General features: G+C 68.4%; 21 protein-coding genes and 1 tRNA gene. 10 read left to right on the top strand and 12 right to left on the bottom strand.

Annotation, left to right across the window (positions count from 1 at the left end):
* Window positions 1-296 precede the first annotated feature (296 nt).
* Window positions 297-1127, top strand: a complete 831-nt coding sequence (locus AC5L38_RS33515) for a hypothetical protein (protein WP_495246806.1) — start codon at window positions 297-299, stop codon at window positions 1125-1127.
* 649 nt (window positions 1128-1776) lie between these two features.
* A complete protein-coding gene (locus AC5L38_RS33510) occupies window positions 1777-2430 on the top strand; it encodes a DUF6461 domain-containing protein (protein ID WP_495246805.1) in 654 nt (217 codons plus the stop codon).
* 41 nt (window positions 2431-2471) lie between these two features.
* Here AC5L38_RS33510 and AC5L38_RS33505 read toward each other — a convergent pair whose 3' ends face one another.
* Both AC5L38_RS33505 and AC5L38_RS33500 read right to left on the bottom strand, forming a co-directional pair.
* Entirely contained in the window at window positions 2472-2942 is a 471-nt protein-coding gene (locus AC5L38_RS33505; RefSeq protein WP_495246804.1) for an NUDIX hydrolase, read from the bottom strand.
* Window positions 2943-3692, bottom strand: coding sequence for a DUF5919 domain-containing protein (locus AC5L38_RS33500; protein WP_495246803.1), 750 nt, complete (start codon window positions 3690-3692; stop codon window positions 2943-2945). It abuts the gene before it with no gap.
* 536 nt (window positions 3693-4228) lie between these two features.
* Here AC5L38_RS33500 and AC5L38_RS33495 point away from each other — a divergent pair.
* Both AC5L38_RS33495 and AC5L38_RS33490 read left to right on the top strand, forming a co-directional pair.
* Window positions 4229-4495, top strand: coding sequence for a hypothetical protein (locus AC5L38_RS33495; protein WP_285777361.1), 267 nt, complete (start codon window positions 4229-4231; stop codon window positions 4493-4495).
* Window positions 4496-5119: 624 nt separating this feature from the next.
* On the top strand, window positions 5120-6286 hold the full coding sequence (locus AC5L38_RS33490; RefSeq protein WP_495246802.1) for a site-specific integrase: 1167 nt from the start codon (window positions 5120-5122) through the stop codon (window positions 6284-6286).
* A 69-nt stretch (window positions 6287-6355) separates the two neighbouring features.
* Here the strand turns inward: AC5L38_RS33490 and AC5L38_RS33485 are convergent.
* The 10 genes from AC5L38_RS33485 to dnaA form a co-directional block, all read right to left on the bottom strand.
* Window positions 6356-6429: transfer RNA gene (locus tag AC5L38_RS33485), tRNA-Ile, on the bottom strand.
* Window positions 6430-6577: 148 nt separating this feature from the next.
* Window positions 6578-7336, bottom strand: a complete 759-nt coding sequence (locus tag AC5L38_RS33480; RefSeq protein ID WP_495246801.1) for a DUF3566 domain-containing protein — start codon at window positions 7334-7336, stop codon at window positions 6578-6580.
* A gap of 182 nt (window positions 7337-7518) precedes the next feature.
* Complete coding sequence (gene gyrA, locus AC5L38_RS33475; RefSeq protein ID WP_495246800.1) at window positions 7519-10068, bottom strand: DNA gyrase subunit A; 2550 nt, start codon at window positions 10066-10068, stop codon at window positions 7519-7521.
* 32 nt (window positions 10069-10100) lie between these two features.
* The gene (gene gyrB / locus AC5L38_RS33470; RefSeq protein ID WP_495246799.1) at window positions 10101-12053 is read right to left on the bottom strand and encodes a DNA topoisomerase (ATP-hydrolyzing) subunit B; all 1953 of its coding nucleotides are present in this window, start codon (window positions 12051-12053) and stop codon (window positions 10101-10103) included.
* Window positions 12054-12351: 298 nt separating this feature from the next.
* Window positions 12352-12870 (bottom strand): DciA family protein, encoded by a 519-nt coding sequence (locus AC5L38_RS33465; RefSeq protein WP_495246798.1) that lies wholly within the window; start codon window positions 12868-12870, stop codon window positions 12352-12354.
* A 43-nt stretch (window positions 12871-12913) separates the two neighbouring features.
* Window positions 12914-14089 carry a DNA replication/repair protein RecF gene (gene recF / locus AC5L38_RS33460; protein ID WP_495246797.1) on the bottom strand — a complete coding sequence of 392 codons (1176 nt, stop codon included), beginning with the start codon at window positions 14087-14089 and terminating at the stop codon, window positions 12914-12916.
* A 101-nt stretch (window positions 14090-14190) separates the two neighbouring features.
* On the bottom strand, window positions 14191-15135 hold the full coding sequence (gnd, locus tag AC5L38_RS33455; RefSeq protein WP_495246796.1) for a phosphogluconate dehydrogenase (NAD(+)-dependent, decarboxylating): 945 nt from the start codon (window positions 15133-15135) through the stop codon (window positions 14191-14193).
* A gap of 32 nt (window positions 15136-15167) precedes the next feature.
* Window positions 15168-16046: a 3-keto-5-aminohexanoate cleavage protein gene (locus AC5L38_RS33450; protein ID WP_495246795.1), complete on the bottom strand. Its 879-nt coding sequence runs from the start codon at window positions 16044-16046 to the stop codon at window positions 15168-15170.
* A gap of 50 nt (window positions 16047-16096) precedes the next feature.
* Window positions 16097-17236, bottom strand: coding sequence for a DNA polymerase III subunit beta (gene dnaN, locus AC5L38_RS33445; protein ID WP_495246794.1), 1140 nt, complete (start codon window positions 17234-17236; stop codon window positions 16097-16099).
* Between the two features lie 575 nt (window positions 17237-17811).
* Window positions 17812-19554, bottom strand: a complete 1743-nt coding sequence (gene dnaA / locus AC5L38_RS33440) for a chromosomal replication initiator protein DnaA (protein ID WP_495246793.1) — start codon at window positions 19552-19554, stop codon at window positions 17812-17814.
* Between the two features lie 531 nt (window positions 19555-20085).
* On the opposite strand from dnaA, the gene rpmH reads away from it, so the two are divergent.
* The 6 genes from rpmH to rsmG all read left to right on the top strand — a co-directional run bounded on the left by rpmH (window position 20086) and on the right by rsmG (window position 23518).
* Window positions 20086-20223 (top strand): 50S ribosomal protein L34, encoded by a 138-nt coding sequence (rpmH, locus tag AC5L38_RS33435; RefSeq protein ID WP_329088117.1) that lies wholly within the window; start codon window positions 20086-20088, stop codon window positions 20221-20223.
* Window positions 20224-20331: 108 nt separating this feature from the next.
* Complete coding sequence (gene rnpA, locus AC5L38_RS33430) at window positions 20332-20706, top strand: ribonuclease P protein component (RefSeq protein ID WP_495246792.1); 375 nt, start codon at window positions 20332-20334, stop codon at window positions 20704-20706.
* Complete coding sequence (yidD, locus tag AC5L38_RS33425; protein ID WP_425582575.1) at window positions 20703-20984, top strand: membrane protein insertion efficiency factor YidD; 282 nt, start codon at window positions 20703-20705, stop codon at window positions 20982-20984. Before rnpA ends, yidD begins: the two co-directional genes overlap by 4 nt.
* Window positions 20985-20988: 4 nt before the next feature.
* Window positions 20989-21936, top strand: coding sequence for a membrane protein insertase YidC (gene yidC / locus AC5L38_RS33420; RefSeq protein ID WP_495246791.1), 948 nt, complete (start codon window positions 20989-20991; stop codon window positions 21934-21936).
* A 35-nt stretch (window positions 21937-21971) separates the two neighbouring features.
* Entirely contained in the window at window positions 21972-22475 is a 504-nt protein-coding gene (locus AC5L38_RS33415) for a Jag family protein (protein ID WP_350968643.1), read from the top strand.
* A 347-nt stretch (window positions 22476-22822) separates the two neighbouring features.
* Complete coding sequence (rsmG, locus tag AC5L38_RS33410) at window positions 22823-23518, top strand: 16S rRNA (guanine(527)-N(7))-methyltransferase RsmG (protein ID WP_495246790.1); 696 nt, start codon at window positions 22823-22825, stop codon at window positions 23516-23518.
* Window positions 23519-23611: the final 93 nt, after the last annotated feature.

Below are 23611 nucleotides of genomic sequence, written 5' to 3'. Positions count from 1 at the left end.
CAGCGTCAACCCGTTCGTCACCATCACGGCGCTCGCCGAACGGAACATCGAGAAGATCATCACCACCGACCTGTGACAGCGGCCCGCGGAGTGGCCGGCCGCGAACCGGCACACCGCAGGGCGTACAGGCCGTAGCGAACCAACCCTGTGGATCACTGGATCTCGGCGACTTCTACGACATTTTTTAATTCACCTATCGATACTTATGACGTATCCCTTACATACCAGCCCGGAAGGTTCAACAAAATCAAATGATCATGTGAGATGGGCTCAACGATCTCCAAGAAAGAGAGCCCATGAATCTCGTGAGCATGACACAGGGCGGCCCTCTGCGACGAAGGCTGCGGGCAGTGACGGCGCTTGTCGCGGCCCTCACCCTCAGCGCGATCGTCGCGCCCGCGGCGTCGGCGGACGCGACCTCGGCCTCACCGCCGCTCCCACCCGTCTATCCCTCCCTGAGTTCCTCCCCCCTCACATTGCCGCACGGATGCGAATCCGGAAAAGTTCTGTCCAGAACCCTCACCCCCATCATCAGCGCGCGCCGCGATTTCTTCGACACGGGCCATCCGGACCTTAAGATGGTCGTCCAGGTGGCTCGCCCCGGCCGTCCCCCGCTGCTGACCGCCAGAGCACCCTTTGAATCCGGCACCGAAATACGGGCCAGGTACCAGGTACCCGAAGGACTGCTCCAGGACGGGAAATACCGTTTCCGGGTGCGGGCCGAAGACGCCACCACTGGGAAATCGGCCTGGCTGCCGTGGTGCGCGTTCACGGTCTATACCGGTGAGGTGCAAAAGCCCGGCGTGCCGACCACGTTGCTGATCTCCCAGGGCCCCTACAGCCCCTTCCAGTCCTGCGACGACCCGGCAAAGGTCCCCGTCCTGCACACCGCGCAGTTGGGCCAGTTCGCCGCCACACCACCGTCGGACAATCCCAACCTCGTCGGCAGGTTCGAGATCAGCCGCGGCGAGGAGGAGCCGAGAACGGAACTGGCCTCCCTGCACCTGTCGGCGGACCTCCCGCCGGGCACACTGTCTGAGGGCGACTACCGCTTCCGTGTGCGTGCCGAGGACGGAGCCTCCGTCTCGGACTGGTCGGTTTGGTGTGACTTCGTCGTCCTGCCGTAAATGCCGGGGACGTGTCGCCTGACACCACGTTCAGGCCGATTCGGCCCGCTGCGGGCAAGGAGCCGGTCGGACACCTGCCCGTAGCGGTGTCCAGGGCCATCCGAGTCACCCCACCCCCACCCGGTCCCGCCTCAGGGCCATCCCGGTAAGTGGCCGACCCGTCCGCGGCCGGGAAGCGGGCTCGCGGCGAACACCGGACCTCCGGCCAGGTAGAAGGCGGCCGGCTGGGGCAGGCTGCGCCGGCCGCCAGAGCGGCGTAGTGGCCGAACAAGATCAGCTGCCCGCCAATCACACGGGATGGAGCCGACGGACTGGTCGCACGAGACCATCGCGGTGCTCGTCACAGCAAAACGCCCCGGATCATGATCGCTCCGGGGCGTTTTCGCTGGTGGGGCTACCAGGACTTGAACCTGGGACCTCTTCCTTATCAGGCAAGGCGGGAGGGGGCGGGACCATGGGCTATACCCGCTCCCACCTGCACATACGGTCCACGGTGATCCACCGACGTCCAGCCTCGTCCGTGGTCGTTGTCACTCAATTGGTCACTCAGAGCCGCATCTTCTGAAGTCCTGTCGGCACCCCCGTGAACGACTTCATCCTTGTCGGTGACGGCTGACATCATGGCGCGAAGCTGATCAAGGGAATCACAGTGACAGACCTGCATGAAGAGTTCGACTGGCTTTCGGAGTTCGGGCCGTTACATGACGTCTCCTGCGTGTCCTTCGTTCGGTCTCTCTCCCCTGTCGAGGCGCTGACTCGTCTCGGAGCGGAGGCCGGGAGCATCGAAGAGGTGTCCTTCGAAGAACTACAGGAACGGACGATGAAGTGCATCGAGTCGGACGACGTGCGCACCAGTTACGTAGGCGCGCTGGAGATGGACGGCTGGACAGTGCTCATCCAACTTTGGTGGGGATCGATCGCCGTTGACCGTCACCTGCTGAGACGGCTTTCTCAGGCGACCGAGGTCGTGTCAATCAACCGCAACATCCATGCCACGGACTTCTTCGTCTACGCGACTGACGGCGAACTGGTCACATGGTTCGACCTGCTGGGTCCCGATGTACGCGCAGGCAGTGATCCCGATCGATTTGTCGACATGATGCGCGAAGTCGGACTGGACCCCGATCTGGATCCTGACCTGGACCTGGACCTGGACGAGGAGGAGGAAGAGGAAGGGGAAGATTCAAGCGTGGACGAGGAACTCTCACGTTCTTTCGCCCTGGCAAGAAAGATCACCGGCTTTCCCTTCTCCGAGGACATGCTCGATATGCGACTCCTGAGTGCCATGATCAACAGAGAGTGATTACGATCAGACAGGAGGCAGCGACTCTCAAAGGGCTTGCTTCATCCGATGTAGGGCATCGACATCTTTTGGTGGAAGTGCTCGATCCGGAGTCGCTGGGTGTCGTGCATCGACAACGTGTCGATCTCTTCCCTACTGACCCAGCGGACGTCGGTCGACTCGTCGCTGACTGCGAGTGATCCGCCGACGACGCGGGCCGTCAGGCAGACGTTGAACTGGCGGCGTACCTCCCCGTCGCTGTAGGCGATGATGTGCCGGGCATCGGTGTAGAGGCCGACCATGCCGGTCACCTCGACGTCGTAGCCGGTCTCCTCCTTCACCTCCCGTACAGCCGCCTGCGGCACCGACTCGGTGAGGTCCATCCCGCCGCCGGGCAACGCCCACAGCCCGTTGTCGGTGCGCTTCTGCATGAGGATGCGTCCCTCGTCGTCGACGACCACGGCGGACACTCCCACGACCAGGCTGTTCGGCTCGGGGGCGTCGGGATCGTCGTAGTACTCGGTGCGGGCCACTTATCGCTCCTCGCCGGGCAGTCGGGACTGTTTCCACACGGCTTCGAAGCTGGTGGCGTAGGTGTCGAACAGCCCTTCCTCGCGCATGTGGCGCAGGTGGTAGACCGGTGCGCCGTAGGCGTTCATGCCGAAGACGTGCGCGTTGACGATCATGTGGTCGTCCCCCAGGAACAGGGAGTTGTAGAGCGTGGTGTCGTGCACGCGCAGCTCGACGTTCGACGACACCGTCAGCGGCCGGTAGTGCATGAGCGCCACCCGGCAGCGTGACTCGATGCCGTGCCCGAACAGCTCCTCAGCGCCCCGGCCCCGGATGACGAGTGAGTCGGCGTCACCGAGCAGGATGCGCACCCGGCATCCCTCCCGCGCCTTCGACGCGAGAAGGTCGTTGAAGTCCGGCCACGACTCGTGCAGGAAGTTCGCGGCGTAGACCAGGATGCCGATGCGTTGCTCCGCGCGCTCGAACAGGGTCCGCCACATGTCCAGGGGCGCGGAGGCGCGGGTGGGGTAGGCGGCGACCAGTTCACCGCTCCCTCGATGGCGTCGCTTTCCCTGCTCGATCGCGGGCCACAGGTGGGCGAGGTCCTCCCGGAGCACGATCGCGGCTCGGTGGGCGATGCCCGGATGCGGTGTGCGGCCGGTGTTGACCCATCGTTCGGCGGTCTTGGGATCAACCCCTACCGCCTCGGCCAGTTGCCGGACGCTGATGCCCGCGTGAAGCAGCGCGGACCGCAGGCGCTCGTTGGGTGCCATGGGACGTTTATACGCCTCCAAAGACGTCCCGTCACCGTCCCCAAGTGAAGTTCCATCGTCCCCGCCCTGATCAGCATGCTTAGGGACGTATCAAGCCTCAAAAAACGTCCCCTCCCACGAACGACATGAGTCGCGACCGCCTGGTCACGACCATCCGAGACCTCCCGGAGAGCGATGCCCCTCAACGCAGTGATCACAGAAGCAGCCCGTTCCTCTCATGCGGCCGAACAGCTCCGCGCCGCTCTCGCCGATCTCGGGATAGCCGCCGACGTTCACCAGGGGCACGGCGCGGCCCTGCTGAGCGTGTGGGTGGACCTGCTCGTCCGGTCCGACGGCTTCCACTTCATGTGGTGGAACGGGGAACACTCCGCACGGACGGGTCGCAGGAAATACGCGACACATCCGGCGGGCACCCCGGTGGCAGCCGCTCACCGGATCGCCGCCCGCTATGTCGATCTCTGTGCCGCACACCCCGCGCCTCCGCTGCGAGCACCGAGGGCAGAGGCGGCGCCGTTGTGACGATGCTTGAGACCTGCGTGAGCCCACACCTGGGCATGGCGCAACACGGTCATGTCCGGCTCGACTGGCGCGCACCAGAACGGGTCCTGGAGCGGGTGCGGCCGGTGGCGTGGACATGCGGGTGCCGGGCCACCGTGTACGAGCTGTTCCAGGGCGGCGGACAGGGGTTCATACGGCGCACCCTCCAACTCGACGACGGCCACCGGGTGGACGAGAGCCACCGCTGGTCGATCGCCAAAGCTCGGGCGACCTGGACGGCACTGCTGTCCGGGAAAGCCCGGTAGAACGGGCGTGGCGGCGTGTGCTTCGGAGGGACGGCGTCGCCACGCCTACCAGGGGCCACCATGCAGAGTTCCGGCCCATTCCTCCCCCGCCCCCGACAGCTGCCAGACCGTGTGTCCCGACCGAGGGGTCAACTCCGTCTTCGCGTGTCCGTTGCCCCACGGCGTACACCGGTACCCCACACCCAACAGGTACAGACGGAGTTGACGCCGACCGAGGGACACGAACACTCCGGCAGCGGGGGCGGGGGAGTCACGGCCCGCAACCCAGGAAAACCATCGACGGGAGTGGAGACGGCCGGCGCAATGCCGAATGGCACCCCGTAGGGGCCGCGAAGCGGTTGGGCCGGTGGTCGGAGCGGCAGGCGGCAGCGCGTACCAGGGCGGCGGGTGCGTTCGGTTCGGCGGGTGCTCGGTGCGGTGGGCGGCGGGCTTACGCCGTGCCGTCCCGGCTGGCGCGGGCCGGGACCGGCCGCCAGGGCCGCACGCCCGGCCCGCTGGCCGTGCCGGGGCGGCGGGGCGTGTCCCGCCGTGCGACGGCGCGAAGCGCTGGCGTCTTGAACCAGTAAAGAAACTCTGAGCCAATCCCCGACCACGTGGCACTTCTCGGACAGGAAGCGAGGCATCATGACCACCCGACGCAGCCGGGGAGACGGCGGCCTGCACTGGGACGAGACCCGCGAACGCTGGATCGCCTCGGTGACCGTCGGCTACACTCCGGCCGGAAAACGCATCGTCAAGAAGGCCAGCGGCAAGACCAAGACCGAAGCCAAGGCCAAACTCAAAGAGATCATCCGCGACTACGACGACGGCCTGACCACGGCCGCGCACAACCACACCGTGGGCGACGCCGTACGCGACTGGCTGGAGTTCGGTCTCAACGGACGGGAAGCCTCCACGGTCACGAACCGCCGCATCCTGGCGGAACAGCACGTGATCCCCGCCCTGGGCGCTCGCAAGCTGCGGGAGCTGTCCGCCGACGACGTGGACCGGTGGCTGGCGGCCAAGGCGAAAATCCTGAGCACGGAGACCCTGCGTAAGATCCTCTCGGTTCTCAAGCGGTCCATCGCCCGCGCGCAGGCACGCGACAAGGTCAAGCGCAACGTGGTGATGCTGTGCGAGATCCCGAAGGGGCAGGAGGGACGTCCCTCGAAGTCGCTGACGCTCGACCAGGCGGCGTCGGTGCTCAAGGCGGCCGAGGGGGCGATCCTGTACGCCTACGTCGTGGTGTCGCTCCTCATCGGCGCCAGGACCGAGGAGTTGCGGGCGCTCACCTGGGCGCATGTGGACCTGGACGGCCAGCCGGACGCGGATCCCCCACTCCCGCCGTCGATCATGGTGTGGCGCTCGGTACGAGTCGGGGGAGACACCAAGACCGAGAAGTCCCGGCGGACGCTCGCTCTCCCCAGGCTGTGCGTGGACGCGCTGCGCGGGCATCGCGAGCGGCAGGCGCTCGCACGGGAAAGGGCGGGGGATCTGTGGCAGGAGAACGACCTCGTCTTCGCGAGCAGGCACGGGACCGAGTTGGACGCGGCCAACGTTCGCCGGGCCTTCCGGGTGATCCTCAAGAGGACCGATCTCAACGAGGACGAGTGGACTCCTCGGGAGATGCGGCACAGCTTCGTCTCGCTGCTGTCGGACTCCGGCATGGCCCTGGAGAACATCTCCCGCCTGGTCGGCCACAAGGGGACCGTGGTGACGGAGAAGGTCTACCGCAAGCAGCTCCGCCCCGTGCTGCTCGATGGGGCCGAAGCGATGGACATGATCTTCCCCGTTGAGGCCATGGGAGGGTAGTCACTCACTTAGTCACTCAGAAGATCAAAAAAGGCCACTTCCCTATTGGGAAATGGCCTCTGAGCTGGGTGGGGCTACCAGGACTTGAACCTGGGACCTCTTCCTTATCAGGGAAGCGCTCTAACCGTCTGAGCTATAGCCCCTCACACAACGAACGGTCTCGCATCCATCTGGTGGAGGCGAACCCGTTCGCTCGAACAGGGAAAAGCTTACCCTGTTTCGGTGCCTGCTCGCGCCATGTCCTCGCCCTCGAAAGAGCTCGAAAGAGGACGAGGACATGTGGCGGGCCGGTTACTCGGCCTCGCTGAAGGTGACCTCCACGCCGCCGACCAGGTCGGAGGCGACGTTGTAGATCACCGCGCCGAGAGTGGAGAGGGCTGTGATCAGCACGACGTTCACCGCGCCGATCAGGGCGGTGTAGCCGAGGATGCGGACCGGCTCGAACCAGGAGGCCGCGTCGATGCCGCTGGTGGCCTTGCCGTCGGCGATGGTCAGCTGATTGACGACCTGGATGATGTTCTCGAACACCCCGAGGCCGGACAGCACCATGTAGAGCACCGCGACCGCGATGAACAGCACCACGAAGCAGACCAGTGACACGACGAAGCTGAACTTCATGGCCGACCACGGCTCGACCCTGCGCAGCACCAGGTGCGCCTTGCGGGGCGACCTGGCGCCGCCGAGGTCCTTGGCCTTCCTGCCGGACGCGTCCGACGGGGCCTCGGGCGACGAGAGGCTGCCGGGCGACCACGAGGCGCGGTTGTTCTGCTGGCCGGCCGGGGGACGGCCCTGCTGCCCGCCGGGCGGGGGCGCGGGCGGGGCGACGGGGGCGCGGCCCTGCTGACCTCCCGGTGAGGAGGCCGGGGAACGACCCTGCTGACCCCCCGGCGACGAGGCCGGGGGACGGCCCTGCTGCCCGCCGGGCGGGGGCGAGGACTGCGGCGGAGGCGACGCGGGCGACTGCAGCGATGGCGCGGAGGGTGGTGGAGATCCGCTTGGACGGATCCGCACCGTGGTGTCGGCCTGCTTGCCGTCCTCTGTCGTCGTCACTTTTTTCCTGCCCTTGCGATCGTCGGATACCGATTCATCGGTCTCCGGCGCGGGCGCGCTACCGTTAACCGGTGACGAGGCCGCCTCGACGTCCTTCGTTCCAGCGGTCTTGTCCATCTTCTCCGTCGCCTGATCGCGTGTCGATGAGGAGGCGGGGCGCGATCCCGGCTTGCCCTGAGCACTCACGGATTCTCCCCTTCCCCGTTCTCACCGGTGTCCACCTGCACGTCGGCGCTTTCCCCGGTCGCCAGGCTCTCCCCGGTCTCCATCGCCTCCGCGTTACGGGCCAGCGCCACGACGCTGTCCCCTTCCGCCAGATTCATCAGCCGAACCCCCATCGTCTGGCGGCCAGACTGCTTGATCTCCCCGGCACTCGTCCGGATAACCCCTCCGGCGGACGTGATCGCGAAAACCTCGTCCTCGGGTCTGACCATGACCGCGCCAACCAGCTTGCCACGAGCGCTGACGATCTTGGCGGTCAGGACTCCCTTTCCGCCTCTTCCCTGAAGAGGGTACTGATCAACGGGAGTGCGCTTGGCGTATCCGCCCTCGGTCGCGATGAGCACGTTGTCGCCGTCGGCGATGCGGTTCATCGCCAGGAGCTCGTCGCCGTCGAGGAAACGCATGCCGATCACACCGCTGGTCGCCCTGCCCATCGGGCGCATGGCCTCGTCGGAGGCCGTGAAGCGGATGGACTGGGCGCCGCGCGAGACGAGGAGGAGGTCGTCGTCCTCCGACACCAGCCTGGCTGCGATCACCTCGTCATCCTCGCGCAGATTGATCGCGATGAGGCCACCCGTACGCGGCGAATCGTACTCGGACAGGCGCGTCTTCTTCACCAGGCCGCTGCGGGTGGCGAGCACGAGGTACGGGGCGACCTCGTAGTCGCGCAGGTCGAGGACCTCCATCACGACCTCGTCCGGCTGCATGGCCAGCAGGTTCGCCAGGTGCTGCCCGCGCGCGTCGCGGCCGGAGTCGGGCAGCTCGTACGCCTTGACCCGGTAGACGCGGCCCTTGTTCGTGAAGAACAGCAGCCAGTGGTGGGTCGTGGTGACGAAGAAGTGGTCGACGATGTCGTCCTGGCGCAGCTGCGCGCCCCGCACGCCCTTGCCGCCGCGCTTCTGCGCCCGGTAGAGGTCGGTGTTGGTGCGCTTGGCGTAGCCGCCGCGGGTGATCGTGACGACCATGTCCTCCTCGGCGAGGAGGTCCTCGATCGACATGTCGCCCTCGTAGGCGATGATCTCGGTCTTGCGGTCGTCGCCGTACCGCGCGGTGAGCTCGGTGAGCTCGTCCTGGACGATCGTGCGCTGCCGCTCGGGCGAGGCGAGGATCGCCTGGTACTCGGTGATCTGCGCCATCAGCGAGTCGTACTCGTCGGTGATCTGCTGGCGCTCCAGGGCGGCCAGCTTGCGCAGCTGCATGTCGAGGATGGCCTGCGCCTGGATCTCGTCGATCTCCAGCAGCGTCATCAGGCCGCCCTGCGCCGCGGACGCCGAGGGCGACCGGCGGATCAGGGCGATGACCTCGTCCATCCGCTCCAGGGCCTTGAGCAGCGCGCGCAGGATGTGCGCCCGCTCCTCGGCCTTGCGCAGCAGGTAGCGGGTCCTGCGGACCACGACCTCGATCTGGTGGGCCACGTAGTGGCGGACGAACTGGTCGAGCCTGAGCGTCCTCGGCACGCCGTCGACCAGGGCCAGCATGTTGGCGCCGAAGGTGGTCTGCAGCTGGGTGTGCTTGAAGAGGTTGTTCAGCACGACCTTGGCGACCGCGTCGCGCTTGAGCACGATCACCAGGCGCTGGCCGACCCGCGAGGAGCTTTCGTCGCGGACGTCGGCGATGCCGGTGATCCGGCCGTCCTTGACCGCCTCGGCGATGGTCAGCGCGAGGTTGTCCGGGTTGACCTGGTACGGAAGCTCGGTGACGACCAGGCACTGGCGGCCCTTGGCGTCCTCCTCGACCTCGACGATCGCCCGCATGGTGATCGAGCCGCGCCCGGTGCGGTACGCGTCGTCGATGCCTCGGCGGCCGACGATCAGCGCGCCGGTGGGGAAGTCGGGCCCCTTGATCTGGGCGATCAGCGCCTCGAGGAGCTCCTCGTCGTCGGCCTCGGGGTTCTGCAGGCACCAGACGATGCCGCCGGCCACCTCCCGCAGGTTGTGCGGCGGGATGTTGGTGGCCATGCCGACCGCGATGCCCGCCGCCCCGTTGACCAGCAGGTTGGGGAAGCGCGAGGGCAGGACGAGGGGCTCCTGGGAGCGCCCGTCGTAGTTGGGGACGAGATCGACGGTGTCCTTGTCGATGTCGCGCAGCATCTCCATCGCGATGGGCGCGAGCTTGCACTCGGTGTAGCGCATCGCGGCCGGCGGGTCGTTGCCCGGCGAGCCGAAGTTGCCCTGCCCGTCGACCAGCGTGTAGCGCAGCGACCAGGGCTGGGCCATCCGCACGACGGTGGCGTAGATCGACGTGTCACCGTGCGGGTGGTAGGAGCCCATGACGTCGCCGACGACGCGGGAGCACTTGAAGTAGCCGCGGTCGGGCCGGTAGCCGCCGTCGTACATGGCGTACAGCACGCGGCGGTGCACCGGCTTGAGGCCGTCGCGGACGTCCGGCAGCGCGCGCGAGACGATGACCGACATCGCGTAGTCCATGTAGCTGCGCTGCATCTCGGACTGGATGTCGACCGGCTCGACGCGGTCGGTCGGAGGGCCGGGCGGAGTGTTGACTTCCGTCACAGGTCAAGATCCTTTTCTGGTACGGCTAACCGCTACACGTCGAGGAAACGGACGTCCCGGGCGTTCCTGATGATGAAGGAGCGGCGGGCTTCGACGTCCTCACCCATGAGCACGCTGAACAGCTCGTCGGCCTGGGCCGCGTCGTCGAGGGTGACCTGGAGGAGAAGGCGGGTGTCGGGGTTCATGGTCGTGTCCCAGAGCTGGTTGGCGTTCATCTCGCCCAGTCCCTTGAAGCGCTGCACGTTGTCGCGCGGCCGGGGGTCGGGCTTGCCCGCGTCGATGCCGGCCTGGATGACCACGTCGCGCTCGCGGTCGGAGTAGGCGTAGGAGGCGTCCTCGCCCTTCCGGTCCCACTTGATCTTGTAGAGGGGCGGCTGGGAGAGGTAGACGTGCCCCGCCTCGATCAGCGGCCGCATGAAGCGGAACAGCAGGGTCAGCAGCAGCGTGGTGATGTGCTGGCCGTCGACGTCGGCGTCCGCCATCAGGATGAGCTTGTGGTAGCGGAGCTTGGAGATGTCGAACTCGTCGTGCACGCCGGTGCCCATGGCGGTGATCAGCGCCTGGACCTCGTTGTTCTGCAGGACCTTGTCGATCCGGGCCTTCTCGACGTTGAGGATCTTGCCGCGGATCGGGAGGATCGCCTGGAACTTGGAGTCACGGCCGCCCTTGGCGGAGCCGCCCGCCGAGTCACCCTCGACGATGTACAGCTCGCACTTCTCCGGGTCGCTCCACTGGCAGTCGGCCAGCTTGCCCGGCAGCCCGGAGCCCGACTCCAGCAGCGACTTGCGCCGGGTCAGGTCGCGGGCCTGGCGGGCCGCGAGGCGGGCGCGGGAGGCCTGCAGGGACTTCGTGATGATGTCCTTGGCCTCGCCGGGGTTGCGCTCGAACCAGTCGCGCAGGTGGTCGTTGCACGCCTTCTGGACGAACGACTTCGCCTCGGTGTTGCCCAGCTTGGTCTTGGTCTGGCCCTCGAACTGCGGGTCGGTCAGCTTCACCGAGATGATCGCGGTGAGACCCTCGCGGATGTCCTCTCCGGCGAGGTTGTCGTCCTTGCCCTCCTTGAGGAACTTCTGCTCGCGCGCGTAGCGGTTGACGATGGACGTCAGCGCCGCGCGGAAGCCCTCCTCGTGGGTGCCGCCCTCGGCCGTGTTGATCGTGTTGGCGAAGGTGTAGACGGACTCGCTGTAGGAGTTGTTCCACTGCATCGCGATCTCGACGGCGATGCCCTCGCCCTGCTCCTCGAAGTCGATCACCGAGAGGTGGGCCGGCTCCTTCTTGGAGTTGAGGTGCTTGACGAAGTCGGACAGGCCGCCCTCGTAGTAGAAGGTGGCCTCCCTGGGCTCGCCCTCCTCGCCCTCGGCGAAGTCGGGGCGCTCGTCCCTGATGGAGATCGTCAGGCCCTTGTTGAGGAAGGCCATCTCCTGGAAGCGGCGCGCGAGGGTCTCGAAGTGCCAGGTCGTGGTCTCGAAGATGGTCTCGTCGGCCCAGAAGGTGATCGAGGTGCCGGTCTCGTCGCTCTTCTCGCCCTTGGCCAGCGGGGCGGTGGGCCTGCTCTCGACGTAACTCTGGCGCCAGTGGTGGCCCTCGGTGCGGATCTCCACGTCGAGCTTGCTGGACAGCGCGTTGACGACGGAGACGCCCACGCCGTGCAGGCCGCCGGAGACCGCGTACGACTTGTCGTCGAACTTGCCGCCCGCGTGCAGCACGGTCAGGACGACCTCGACCGCGGGACGGTTCTCACCTGGGACGATGCCGACGGGGATGCCTCGGCCGTTGTCGACGACCCGCACGCCGTTGTCGGCGAGCAGGGTGACCTCGATCCGGTCGGCGTGCCCGGCCAGCGCCTCGTCGACGGAGTTGTCCACGACCTCGTAGACGAGGTGGTGCAGACCGCGCTCGCCGGTGGAGCCGATGTACATGCCTGGGCGCTTACGGACCGCCTCGAGCCCTTCGAGAACGGTGATTGAGCTAGCGTCGTAGGACAAGTGCGAAATCCTCCTGCCGCGGACACGCGGCAGGGAGACAACATGTAGCCCCGCCGTGCCCGTCACCGTCGTGAATGCCCCGATGCGTTCACCCAGGGGAGCCGGCATGCGCGCCGGGGGTGACACGCAAACGGACGTGTCCGGAATTCGATTTCATTCTAGCGGCTCAGAGCACATCATGTGGCATTGACGGCCTCTGGAATGGCCTGTCGCGCGACGATCATCGTCTTGGACATCCCCCTACGGGGACGGGGTTCGCCGCGCCAGAAGGGCCGCTGATCCGTTTTCGAGCCCCGGATCAGCCGTAGGTGTCGCCCGGGCCGCGGCTTCCGGTGACACGCAGGCCGCCGCTGGAGCGGGGCCCGTTCTGCGGCCCCCGAACTTTTACCTTTTGCACTGTTCCGTCACCGAGTTCCTCGTTCAACCTCCTGACGAGCGTCCTCGCCAGCAGGCGGACCTGGGTGGCCCAGGCGGTGGAGTCGGCGATCACCACGACCTCGCCGTCGGCGAAGGTCTCCGGCTTGGTGTGGGCCGCCATGTCGGCGCCGACGATCTCGTGCCAGCGACCGAAAACCCCGCCGATCGCGGCGGGCTGCTCCCAGCCCCGGTCGGACAGCAGGTCGGCGATGGCCCTGCCGAAGAGCTGGGGGTCGCCCGCGTCCCTGCGCGCCCCCGAGGCCCTGCGCCGCGGCTCGCGGCGGGGCAGCTGCCCCCGTTTGGCGGCGTCCGACTTGGCCTGGGCCAGCTTCTCCCTGGCCATCGCGGCCCCCTTGGCGGCCGCGCTCCTCGCCGAACCGGCCTCCGCCACGCCGTCCACAGGCGCACCGCCCGGCTCGGGACCCCTCACGCCCTCTCCGGCGTCATCGGACACGGGCCACGCCCCCCTCGGTCACGTCGAAGCGGCTCCCGGCCAGCTCCCCCGGCACGTCGTCGGGGACCGCGGCGGTGATCAGCACCTGCTCCGCGGGGGCGACCATCTCGGCCAGGCGGCGCCTGCGCCTGTTGTCGAGCTCGGCGAAGACGTCGTCCAGGATCAGGACCGGGTCGCCGCCGTCGGCCCTGAGCAGGTCGTAGGCGGCGAGCCTGAGCGCCAGCGCGAACGACCACGACTCGCCGTGGCTGGCGTAGCCGCGCGCGGGCAGCTCGCCCAGACCGAGGAACAGGTCGTCGCGGTGCGGCCCGACGAGGGTCACGCCCCGTTCGAGCTCGGAGGCGCGGACCTCCAGCAGGCAGGCCCGCAGCCGCGCCGCCAGCTCCGCGCGGTCGGTCCCGGCGTCCGGGGGCAGGGTGCCGCGGTACTCCAGCCCGGCGGGGGCGGAGTCGGGCGCGAGGGAGGCGTACGAGGCGGCGACCAGCGGGCGCAGCGTCTCGACCAGCTCCAGCCTGGCCGCGAGCAGCTCGGCGCCGTGCGTGGCCAGGTGGGCGTCCCAGACCTCCAGGGTGCTCAGCGGGTCTCCCGCCCCCGCCTCGGCGAACGCCGCCTCGCTCTCGGCCCGCCGGGGGCTCCTGCCCCGGCCCCGCCGGGCCTGCGCGGCGGTGCGCAGCAGGGCTCCGCGCTGCTTGAGCACCCGGTCGTAGTCGGCGCGCACCCCCGCGAACCTGGGCGTCCTGGCCACTAGGAGGTCGTCGAGGAACCGGCGCCTCTCGGAGGGGTCGCCCTTGACCATGGCGAGGTCCTCGGGGGCGAACAGGACCGTGCGCAGCAGGCCGACGACCTCGCGGGGACGGGAGACGGGCGAGCGGTTCAGCCTGGCCCGGTTGGCCCGGCCCGGGTTGATCTCCAGCTCGATCAGCGCGCGCCGGTCGTCGCGCACCACCGACGAGCGGACGATCGCGCGCGCCGCGCCCTGCCGGACCAGCGGCCCGTCGTTGGCGACCCGGTGGCTGGCCTGCGTCGCCACGTAACCCAGCGCCTCGACCAGGTTGGTCTTTCCCATGCCGTTGGGCCCGACGAAGGCCGTGACCCCCGGCTCCATGCCGAGGTCGACGGTTTCGTAGGACCGGAAGTCGGTCAGGGAGAGATGGGCGACATGCACCCCAGGAAGATTAGTCGGCCCCGCCCGTCACCGGGGCCCCCACGTCCGTACGGCTCGCGCCCTGTGGAAAAGGCATGGCGCGAGCCGCGCGGGACGGTGGGTCAGCCGGCCGCCTCGACCGGCGGGGTGACGTCGGCGCCGGGGGAGTCGGCGCCCTTCTCCGCGGCGCCCGCCTTGGAGGTGACCGCGTGGCCGCCGAACTGGTTGCGCAGGGCCGCGACGACCTTCATCGCCGGCGAGTCGTCCTGGCGGGAGGCGAACCTGGCGTACAGGGCGGCGGTGATGACCGGCAGCGGGACCGCGTGCTCGACGGCGGCCTGCACCGCCCAGCGGCCCTCGCCCGAGTCCTGCGCGTAGCCCTCCAGCTCCGCCAGCGACGGGTCCTCGTCGAGCGCGCGGACCATCAGGTCGAGCAGCCAGGAGCGGATGACCGTGCCCTGGCGCCAGCTCTTGAAGGAGCCCGCCACGTCGGTCACGATGTCGGAGGCCTCGAGCAGCTCCCAGCCCTCGGCGAAGGCCTGCATCATGCCGTACTCGATGCCGTTGTGGACCATCTTGGCGAAGTGGCCGGCGCCGACCGTGCCGGCGTGCACGAAGCCGTCCTCGCCCTCGGGCTTGAGGGTCTCGAAGATCGGCATGACCCGCTCGACGTCGGCCTTCTCGCCGCCGACCATGAGCGCGTAGCCGTTCTGCAGCCCCCAGACGCCGCCGCTCACGCCGCAGTCGACGAAGCCGATGCCCTTGGCGGCGAGCTCGGCGCCGTGCTTCTGGTCGTCGACGTAGTGCGAGTTGCCGCCGTCGACGAGGATGTCGCCGGGCGACAGCAGGTCGCCGAGAGCCTTGACCGTCGCCCGGGTCGGGTCGCCGGAGGGCACCATCACCCACACGGTGCGCGGCGCCTGGAGCCGCTCCACGAGCTCCTCCAGGCCGGCGACGTCACTGACCGCGGGGTCGCGGTCGTACCCGACGACGTCGTGACCTCCGCGGCGCAGGCGCTCGGCCATGTTGCCGCCCATCTTGCCCAGCCCGACCATGCCGATCTGCATACGAGCACCCCCTTCAGGGTTTCATCATTCACCTACGCCAGGCGTGCCCGCGCAAGCCTTACCAGCTCGGCGTTCCCGCCGACAGGGTCACCCACAGGGCTGTGGAGGACGTCCTCCAGGCCGATGCGCGTGGCCAGTCCAGACTGCCCGGCCTCGTCCAGGAGAATCCACGTGGGGTCCCCCTCTCCGTGGAGCAGCCTCGGACCGGGGACGCCGAGCTCGGCGAGGCGGTCCAGGACGGCGCGCGCCCGGGGGAGCGCCGTGTCCGGCGGACCGCCGATGATCTCGACGAGCACCCGCACGCACTCGAGGCCGGTCGCGGCGAGCGCGTCGGCGTCCTCCACCGACCAGACTCCGGCCTCAACCTGAACGCCGAGCCGTCGCAGATCCTGCCACAGGGCCTCGAAGCCGGGTTCGCAGAGGTTCACCGACGCGAAGTCCGGCAGCTCGCCGGGGGAGAGCGCGGCCCAGCCGCGGACGGCCTCGCGCCGCGCGGCCTCGTCCCAGCCGGTCATCCACAGCCCTGTGCTCACTCCGACGGGGAGGCCGGGGCAGGCCTCGCGCACGGCGCGCACGGCCGCCCCGATGTGGGCGGCGCTGAGCGACTCGCTGCCCGCCTCGTCGCGCGGATGCATGTGAACGGCGTCCGCACCCGCCCCACGCGCCTCACGGGCCGCCTCAGCGAGCTCCAGGGGGGTCAGGGGGAGTGCCGGGTGGTCGCCGGGCCTCCTGGCGCCGTTCAGGCACGCCTTGAGCCACGTCGCTCCCCGCGCGGCCCCGCCGCTCGCCACTCCGCGCGTCTCGGCAGCCCTGTGGACGGCCGTTCCCGACGCGAGCTCCACGAGATTCCCGTCGGGGCCGGTCACCGAGCCTGCCGCGAGACCGCGTTCCGGGCCCGGCACGGGATCCACCGGAGGACTCGCCGGGGGATCCGCCGCGCCGGGCCGTCGCGGGGCCGTCATCAGCTGGACAGGCGGATGGGCATGATCAGGTAGCGGTAGTCGGGGACGCCGCCGTCGTCCGCGGGCTTGCCCCCGGTGAGGATGGCGGGCTTGGTGGACGTGGTCATCTGCAGGCGGGCCACGTCGGAGTCGATGGCGCCGAGGCCCTCCAGCAGGAACTGGTGGTTGAAGGCGATGTTGATGTCGTCGCCCTCGAACTCGACGGGCAGCACCTCGACCGCCTGCGCCTCGTCGCCGCTGCCCGCCTCCAGGACGACCTCGTCGCCGCGGAAGGCCAGCCGCACGGGGGTGTTGCGCTCGGCGACCAGGGCCACGCGCTTGACGGCCTCGACGAAGGCGGCCGTCGGCAGCTCCGCGCGGGCGGAGAACTCCGTCGGCAGCAGCGAGCGGTACTTGGGGAACTCGGGGTCGAGCAGCCGGGTGGTGGTGCGGCGACCGGCGCTGGAGAAGCCGATCATGCCCTCACCGGTGCCGCCGACCGAGCTCATCGCGATCTCGACCTCGGCGCCGGTGCCGCCCAGGGCCTTGGCCGTGTCGGCGAGGGTCCTGCCCGGGATCATCGCGATCGCCGAGAAGTCGGGCTGGCCCGGCTGCCACTTCAGCTCCCGTACGGCCAGGCGGTAGCGGTCGGTCGCCGCGAGCGTGACCGTGTCGCCCTCGATCTCCACGCGCACGCCGGTGAGCATCGGCAGGGTGTCGTCCTTGCCCGCGGCCACGGCGACCTGGCCGACGGCCGAGGCGAACACGTCGCTGCCCACCCGGCCGGCGGCGGGGGGCATGGTCGGCAGGGAGGGGTAGTCCTCCACAGGCATGGTGAGCAGGGTGAACCGGGCGCTGCCACAGGTGACGACCGCCTTGGCGCCCTCCACCACGAAATCCACAGGCTGCGCGGGAAGCGCCCTGGTGATCTCGGCCAGAAGCCTGCCGGAGACGAGCACCACGCCCGCCTCGCCCGTCTGCAGTTCGAGGGTCACCTCGGCGGAGACCTCGTAGTCGAAGCCCGAGAGCTTGAGCTGCCCGCTCTCCGTGACCTCAAGACGCATGCCGGCCAGCACCGGCACGGAGGGACGCGCCGGCAGGCTGCGCGCCGTCCATGCGACCGCCTCAGCGAGCACGTCTCGGTCGACCCGGAACATCACGTGGATCTGCCTCCTGTGTGTCGAGCGCCATCCGCTCGGTGCCTGGGGTTCAAGTGTTCACTGTCGCGCACCTGCGCTCCCTCGGAACCCCTCTTATGGCTCTTGGGTTTCCTAGTTAGAGATACAAGTGGCCTTCGTATTAGGGGCTGTGGATACTGTGGAAAGCCATTGTTTCCGCAGGTCAAGTGCTGTTTTTTCATCCACTGGGGCTGTGGGCGGAGACTGTGGACAACTCTTGGGGCTGGGGAGAACCTCGGAGTACACACAGGCCGTCCCCAGAATCGGTGCCCTCTGTCCCCAAGTTTTCCACGAGGTTTCCCCAGGTTATCCACGGGGTAGGAGGTCGTTTTGTCCTTGTGGAAAACTCTCCCCACAGGGCGTCCCCAGGTTATCCACGAGTTGTCCCCAGGTTGTCCCCAAGTTCTCCCCAGAGTTGTCCACATGCGCCGAACCGCGTTCGGACCAGCGGCTTTCCGTTTGGTCATGGTTTGACGCATTGGAGCCTCCCGGACCCCCGCGAACCGTTGATCCACAAGGTTTTCCACAGCCTGTGCATCACGGGGTGAGAAACCTCATCATCCATTGCGGGACTGCTGCTTGATCCGGGTCGTCAGCTCGTTGACCTGGTTGTAGATCGAGCGCCGCTCGGCCATCAGCGAGCGGATCTTGCGGTCGGCGTGCATCACCGTGGTGTGGTCGCGGCCGCCGAACTGCTGGCCGATCTTCGGCAGCGACATGTCGGTCAGCTCCCGGCACAGATACATCGCGATCTGGCGGGCGGTCACCAGCACCCGCGAGCGCGACCCGCCGCACAGGTCGTCGATCGACAGCCCGAAGTAGGCCGCGGTGGACGCCATGATCGTGGCGACCGTGATCTCCGAGCCCGCGTCCTCGGTGATCAGGTCCTTGAGCACCACCTCGGTGAGCTGCAGGTCCACCGACTGCCGGTTCAGGCTCGCGAACGCGGTCACCCTGATCAGGGCGCCCTCCAGCTCGCGGATGTTGGTGGAGATACGGCTGGCGATGTATTCGAGCACCTCGGGCGGCGCGGCCAGGCCCTCCTGGATCGCCTTCTTGCGCAGGATCGCGATCCGGGTCTCCAGCTCGGGCGGCTGGACGTCGGTGATCAGGCCCCACTCGAACCGGTTGCGCAACCGGTCTTCCAGCGTGACCAGCTGTTTCGGCGCCCGGTCGCTGGAGATGACGATCTGCTTGTTGGAGTTGTGCAGCGTGTTGAAGGTGTGGAAGAACTCCTCCTGCGTCTGCTCCTTGCCCTCCAGGAACTGGATGTCGTCCACCAGCAGGATGTCCACGGCCCGGTAGCGGCCCCGGAAGTTGTCGGCCTTGTGGTCGCGGATGGAGTTGATGAAGTCGTTGGTGAACTCCTCCGAGCTCACGTATCTCACCCGCGCGCCGTCGTAGAGGCTCTGGGCGTAGTGGCCGATCGCGTGCAGCAGGTGGGTCTTGCCCAGGCCCGAGTCACCGTAGATGAACAGGGGGTTGTACGCCTTGGCCGGCGCCTCGGCGACCGCGACCGCCGCCGCGTGGGCGAACCGGTTGCTGGAGCCGATCACGAAGGTGTCGAAGGTGTACTTGGGGTTCAGCCGGGCCGGCTCCCCCGGCGTGCGGCTCCCGCGCCCGTCCCACCTGTTCTGCACTCCGCCGGCGCCGCCCGCGGCGGGCACCGGGGGCGCGCCGCGCTCGAAGGAGTCGGGCTCGGGGCGCGGTGGCGACGGCTGCGGGGTGTAGCCGCGGCCGTATCCGGGGTTCTGCTCCCCCTGCGAGGGGGCCTGCGACGGCTCCGCCGGGAGGTAGGTCTGGGGGGACTCCTCGACCTGCTGGTACGGGTAGGAGAACGGCTGAGCCTGTGGATAGTCGGTGGACGGCTGCGCGGCCTGGTTGTTGCCCGGATAGGGGTGCTGGAGCCCGGAACCCCCGTGGTGCTGGCCCTGAGCGGGCTGTGCATAACCCTGTGGGGCCCCGCCGCCCTGTGCATAACCTGGCGGCTGCGCCTGGGGATAAGCGTCCTGGCGGGGGGTGAGCCCGGACTCGGGGCCCGCCGCGCTGGGGTCGACCATGACCGCCACCCGCATCGGGCGGCCGAACTCCTGGGAGAGCGCCTGGCTGATGAGCGGACGAAGCTTGTTCTCCAGGACATCTCTGGCGAAATCCGTGGGGGCGGCGAGCACCACGGTGTCGTTCATCAGGCCGAAGGGCCGGGTCATGTTGAGCCAGACCCGCTGCTGGGACGGGACGTTCTCGTTCAGCGAGTTCTCCAGGGCCCTCGCCCAGACCGCGCTGAGGTCCGTTCCGTCCATGGTCCGGCTCCCCTCCTCCCGACGCGGCCCCGCTGGCCTACCGCGATCTGTTTATCCACAATGGTGGCCGCCGGGCGCACCGGATCTCGTCGTTGTCCACATGCCGGGGGTCCCGTGGCCCCGTCGTGGGCGCCATACGAAATCCACATCGAATCCACAGGCTGTGCACAGCCCGTTACCTGCGGTCCGACGCGTCCTCGCAGCGGAGAGAGGGTCTGGAAGGGCCGACAGTAGCCCTGTCCACAGCTGTGTACAAGACGTTGTCCACAGCCTAGTGGCGTACGGGGGGGACGGAGCGCACATCCTGTGGACGGCGAGGCGCCGGTGGATAACGTGCCTGTGGAAACGTGGATAACCTGGGTGGGCGTGCTTCGGAGCGCTCTCCGGTTTGACCTGGGACATGCCTGGCCCGTAGCGTACGAAGGTCGGCTTGCCATGCGGCGGCTATTTCGCATGCCCCGCCTTCGGCAGGCCAGCCATTGTCGAGCGTCCCCATGTGCTGGGGATGCGTCTTGAGCCTGGAGCCCACTCGTGAGCAAGCGTACTTTCCAGCCGAACAACCGCCGTCGTGCGAAGACCCACGGCTTCCGGCTCCGCATGCGCACCCGCGCCGGCCGCGCCATCCTTGCCGCTCGCCGTCGCAAGGGCCGCGCCGAGATCTCCGCCTGACGCATCCGTTGCGCCCGGTTCGCCGGGCCTAGGCAGTAACCTCGTCGCCCGCCGGCATCGCTGTCGGCGGGCGACGGGCGTACCTGCCCAGGGTCACCAAGATCTCTCGTGCTGCCGTCCGGGTCCCGCATGCGCCGGGGCGACGAGTTCGCCGGCGCGATCAGAAAGGGAGGCCGAGCAGGCCGCCCCACCCTGGTCGCGCACCTTGGCATGCGCTCCGACAGGGACACTCCCCCCCTGGTCGGATTCGTGGTGAGCCGTGCCGTAGGAGGCGCGGTCATCAGAAATCGGGTCAAACGTCAGTTGAGACACCTCATGCGAGACCGTCTCGACCGGCTTCCGAGAGGTAGCCTGCTGGTGGTACGCGCCAATCCACCGGCCGCGTCCGCGCGAAGCGAGCGCATCGCCGCCGAACTCGACGTCGCGCTGGATCGTTTACTCAGGCGGCGAGAGCCCCCCGGGGCTCACATGGATGGGCGATGATGACGGCGCAGCAGACCGCTGGAATTTCTCCGGCTGCCAGGATCCTGATGGCTCCGATCCGGTTCTACCGGTCCTTCGTGAGTCCTCTGCTGGGTCCCCGTTGCCGCTTCCACCCCTCGTGCAGTGCCTACGGCCTGGAAGCCGTGGCCGTTCACGGCGCGCTGCGCGGCACATGGTTGACGATCCGGAGAATCGGGCGTTGCCACCCATTCCATCCCGGAGGCTTTGACCCGGTGCCCCCGCGCCCGGGCCGGTCCGACGAAACGCAAGGGAGCTAGCTCGGTGGAGCTGTCCTGGCTGAACTGGCTGTACACAGCCGTCGCCCATGTAATCACCTGGATTCACCAGGGCTACAGCACCTTCATCCCGAAGGACAACGGGCTCAACTGGGCGCTGACCATCATCACGCTCACCGTGCTGATGCGGCTGCTGATCTTCCCGCTCTTCCTCAAGCAGATGCGCTCGTCGAAGAAGATGCAGGAGCTGGCGCCCAAGGTCCAGGAGATCCGCAAGCGCTACAAGAACGACAAGCAGCGCATGAACCAGGAGGTCATGGCGCTGTACCAGGGACAGGGGGCCAACCCGCTGGGTGGCTGCCTCCCGATCCTGGCGCAGTTCCCGATCTTCATCTCGATGTTCACCGTGCTGCAGGCCATGGCCGCGGGCCACGCCAAGTTCGGGATGTCGCAGGACCTCGTCAACAGCGCCCGGGCCGCGCACATCTTCGGCGCCCCCATCCCCGCGACGTTCTTCACGAGCTCGGCCGACATCATCAAGCTGGACGCCGACCCGATCGTCACCAAGGTCGTGCTCGCCATCTTCGTGGCCGTCAGCTCGCTGACGACCTTCCTCACCGTCCGGCAGAGCGTGACCCGCTCGATCGCCCAGATGCCGGACAACCCGATGGCGCAGCAGCAGAAGATCCTGATGTACGTCTCGCCGCTGTTCGCGATCTTCTCGCTGAACTTCCCCCTCGGCCTGATCCTCTACTGGGTCACCACGAACGTCTGGACCCTCGGCCAGCAGCACTGGTTCTACAGCCGCAACCCCACCCCGGTGGTCGACGCCAAGGGCAACATCACGACTCCCGAGCCCAAGCCGGGCCTGCTGAGCAAGGTCAAGAAGACCGCTCCCGAGCCCGAGGCGCCGCCCGAGCCGGAGGTCAAGGTGGTCCGGCAGCAGCCCACCCGCCAGCCCCGCAGCAAGCGGACCGGTAGCAAGAAGTCCTGACGTCTCATCCCGACAGCACGAAGGAGTGGCCGGACGTGACCGAGGCCGAGGCCGAGAAGGAGCCCGCGAAGGCGGCTCCCGATCTCGCCGCCCTGGAGCAGGAAGGCGAGATCGCGGCGGACTACGTCGAGGGTCTGCTCGACATCGCCGACATCGACGGTGACATCGACATGGATGTCGAGGGTGATCGCGCCGTGGTGTCGGTCGTCGATATCAAGGGCGGCGACCTGGTCGGCCCCAACGGCGAGGTGCTGGAGGCGATCCAGGAGCTGACCCGCCTGGCGGTCCACCGCCAGACGGGCGAGCGGTCGCGCCTGATGCTCGACATCGGCGGCTACCGCGACCGCCGCAGGAGCGAGCTGAGCGAGCTCGGCACCAAGATCGCGGCGGACGTCAAGCGGAACGGCGAGCCCAAGTCGCTGCAGCCGATGACCCCGTTCGAGCGGAAGATCGTGCACGACGCCGTCGCCGCGGCGGGCCTGCGGAGCGAGTCCGAGGGCGAGGAGCCCCGCCGTTTCGTGGTGGTCCTTCCCGTCTAGTACCTCCGAGCGGCGGCACGAGCCGACAGTGGCCGCCGTCCCCGGCTCCCCGGGGACGGCGGCTTTTTTCGTGCCCGCCCACCCTGCGGGGGTTGTCCCATCCCGTACGCGAAGTGGTGGATCCCGAGGCGGCGTCTCCACCGCGGCCGTCCTCAGCGGTGCCGCGCGCGGATGTCGCCACTGCGGCCGTCCTCCGCGGTGCCGTGTCCGGGTGTCGCCACCGCGGCTGTCCTCCGCGGTGCCGTGTCCGGGTGTCGCCACCCCGCGCTGTACGACGGCGTGGAGACGGGCCGTTAGCCTTGAGATCGGCCTGACCCCGATATCTCCGAGGGAAGAGTGAGCATCGAGTGAGTGACCAGATCCCCGAACCGCCCGAGGTCGCGCGCGAGGTGTTCACCGGCGACGCCTGGGCCAGAGCGGAGGCCTTCGCGGAGCTGCTGGCCGGCCCCGGGGTGGTGCGCGGGCTGCTCGGCCCTCGGGAGGTGCCGCGCATCTGGGACCGGCACCTGCTCAACTGCGCGGTGATCGCCGAGGTTGTGCCCGCCGACGTGCGCCTGGTCGACATCGGTTCCGGTGCCGGCCTGCCGGGCCTGGTGCTGGCGATCGTACGGCCCGACATCACGGTCACCCTCCTGGAGCCGCTCCTTCGCCGGACGGTCTTCCTGGAGGAGTGCGTGGAGTCGTTGAAACTCGACAACGTCGAGGTGCTGCGCGGCAGGGCCGAGGAGTTCGCGGGCAGGCGGGAGTTCGACGTCGCCTCCGCCCGCGCGGTGGCGCCGCTCGACCGCCTGCTGAAATGGTCGCTCCCCCTCCTGCGCGAGGGAGGCGAGCTGCTGGCCATGAAGGGCGAGCGCGCCGCGGAGGAGCTGGCGGACGCCGAGCCGCAATTACGGTCGAGTGGGGTGCAAACCGCCGAGCTCGCATCGGTCGGGCACGGTAAGGTCGAGCCGCCCGCAACTCTCATCCGGGTGGTCGCCGGTCGGGCTCCCGAAGGAGCGCGGAAGGCCTCTCGCCGGAAGGATCGTGCCTCGCGAGGCAGGTGAGCGCGAGGCCATCAGGTAAACCGAGCAAAGCGAGTACGAGGCCAGTGAACGACCGTTCGAGTGCGATCGCCAGCGCGAGGAGCGGTCTCGGCT

The organism is Streptosporangium nanhuense (genome assembly GCF_059358815.1).
This window is presented reverse-complemented; position numbering and strand designations above follow the sequence as displayed.

Bases quoted from the DNA above. Each gene is read 5' to 3' on its own strand.
- AC5L38_RS33500 (WP_495246803.1), bottom strand. From the start codon at position 3,692: ATGGCACCCAACGAGCGCCTGCGGTCCGCGCTGCTTCACGCGGGCATC.
- yidD (WP_425582575.1), top strand. From the start codon at position 20,703: ATGATGACGGCGCAGCAGACCGCTGGAATTTCTCCGGCTGCCAGGATC.
- dnaA (WP_495246793.1), bottom strand. From the start codon at position 19,554: ATGGACGGAACGGACCTCAGCGCGGTCTGGGCGAGGGCCCTGGAGAAC.
- AC5L38_RS33515 (WP_495246806.1), top strand. From the start codon at position 297: ATGAATCTCGTGAGCATGACACAGGGCGGCCCTCTGCGACGAAGGCTG.
- AC5L38_RS33490 (WP_495246802.1), top strand. From the start codon at position 5,120: ATGACCACCCGACGCAGCCGGGGAGACGGCGGCCTGCACTGGGACGAG.
- gnd (WP_495246796.1), bottom strand. From the start codon at position 15,135: ATGCAGATCGGCATGGTCGGGCTGGGCAAGATGGGCGGCAACATGGCC.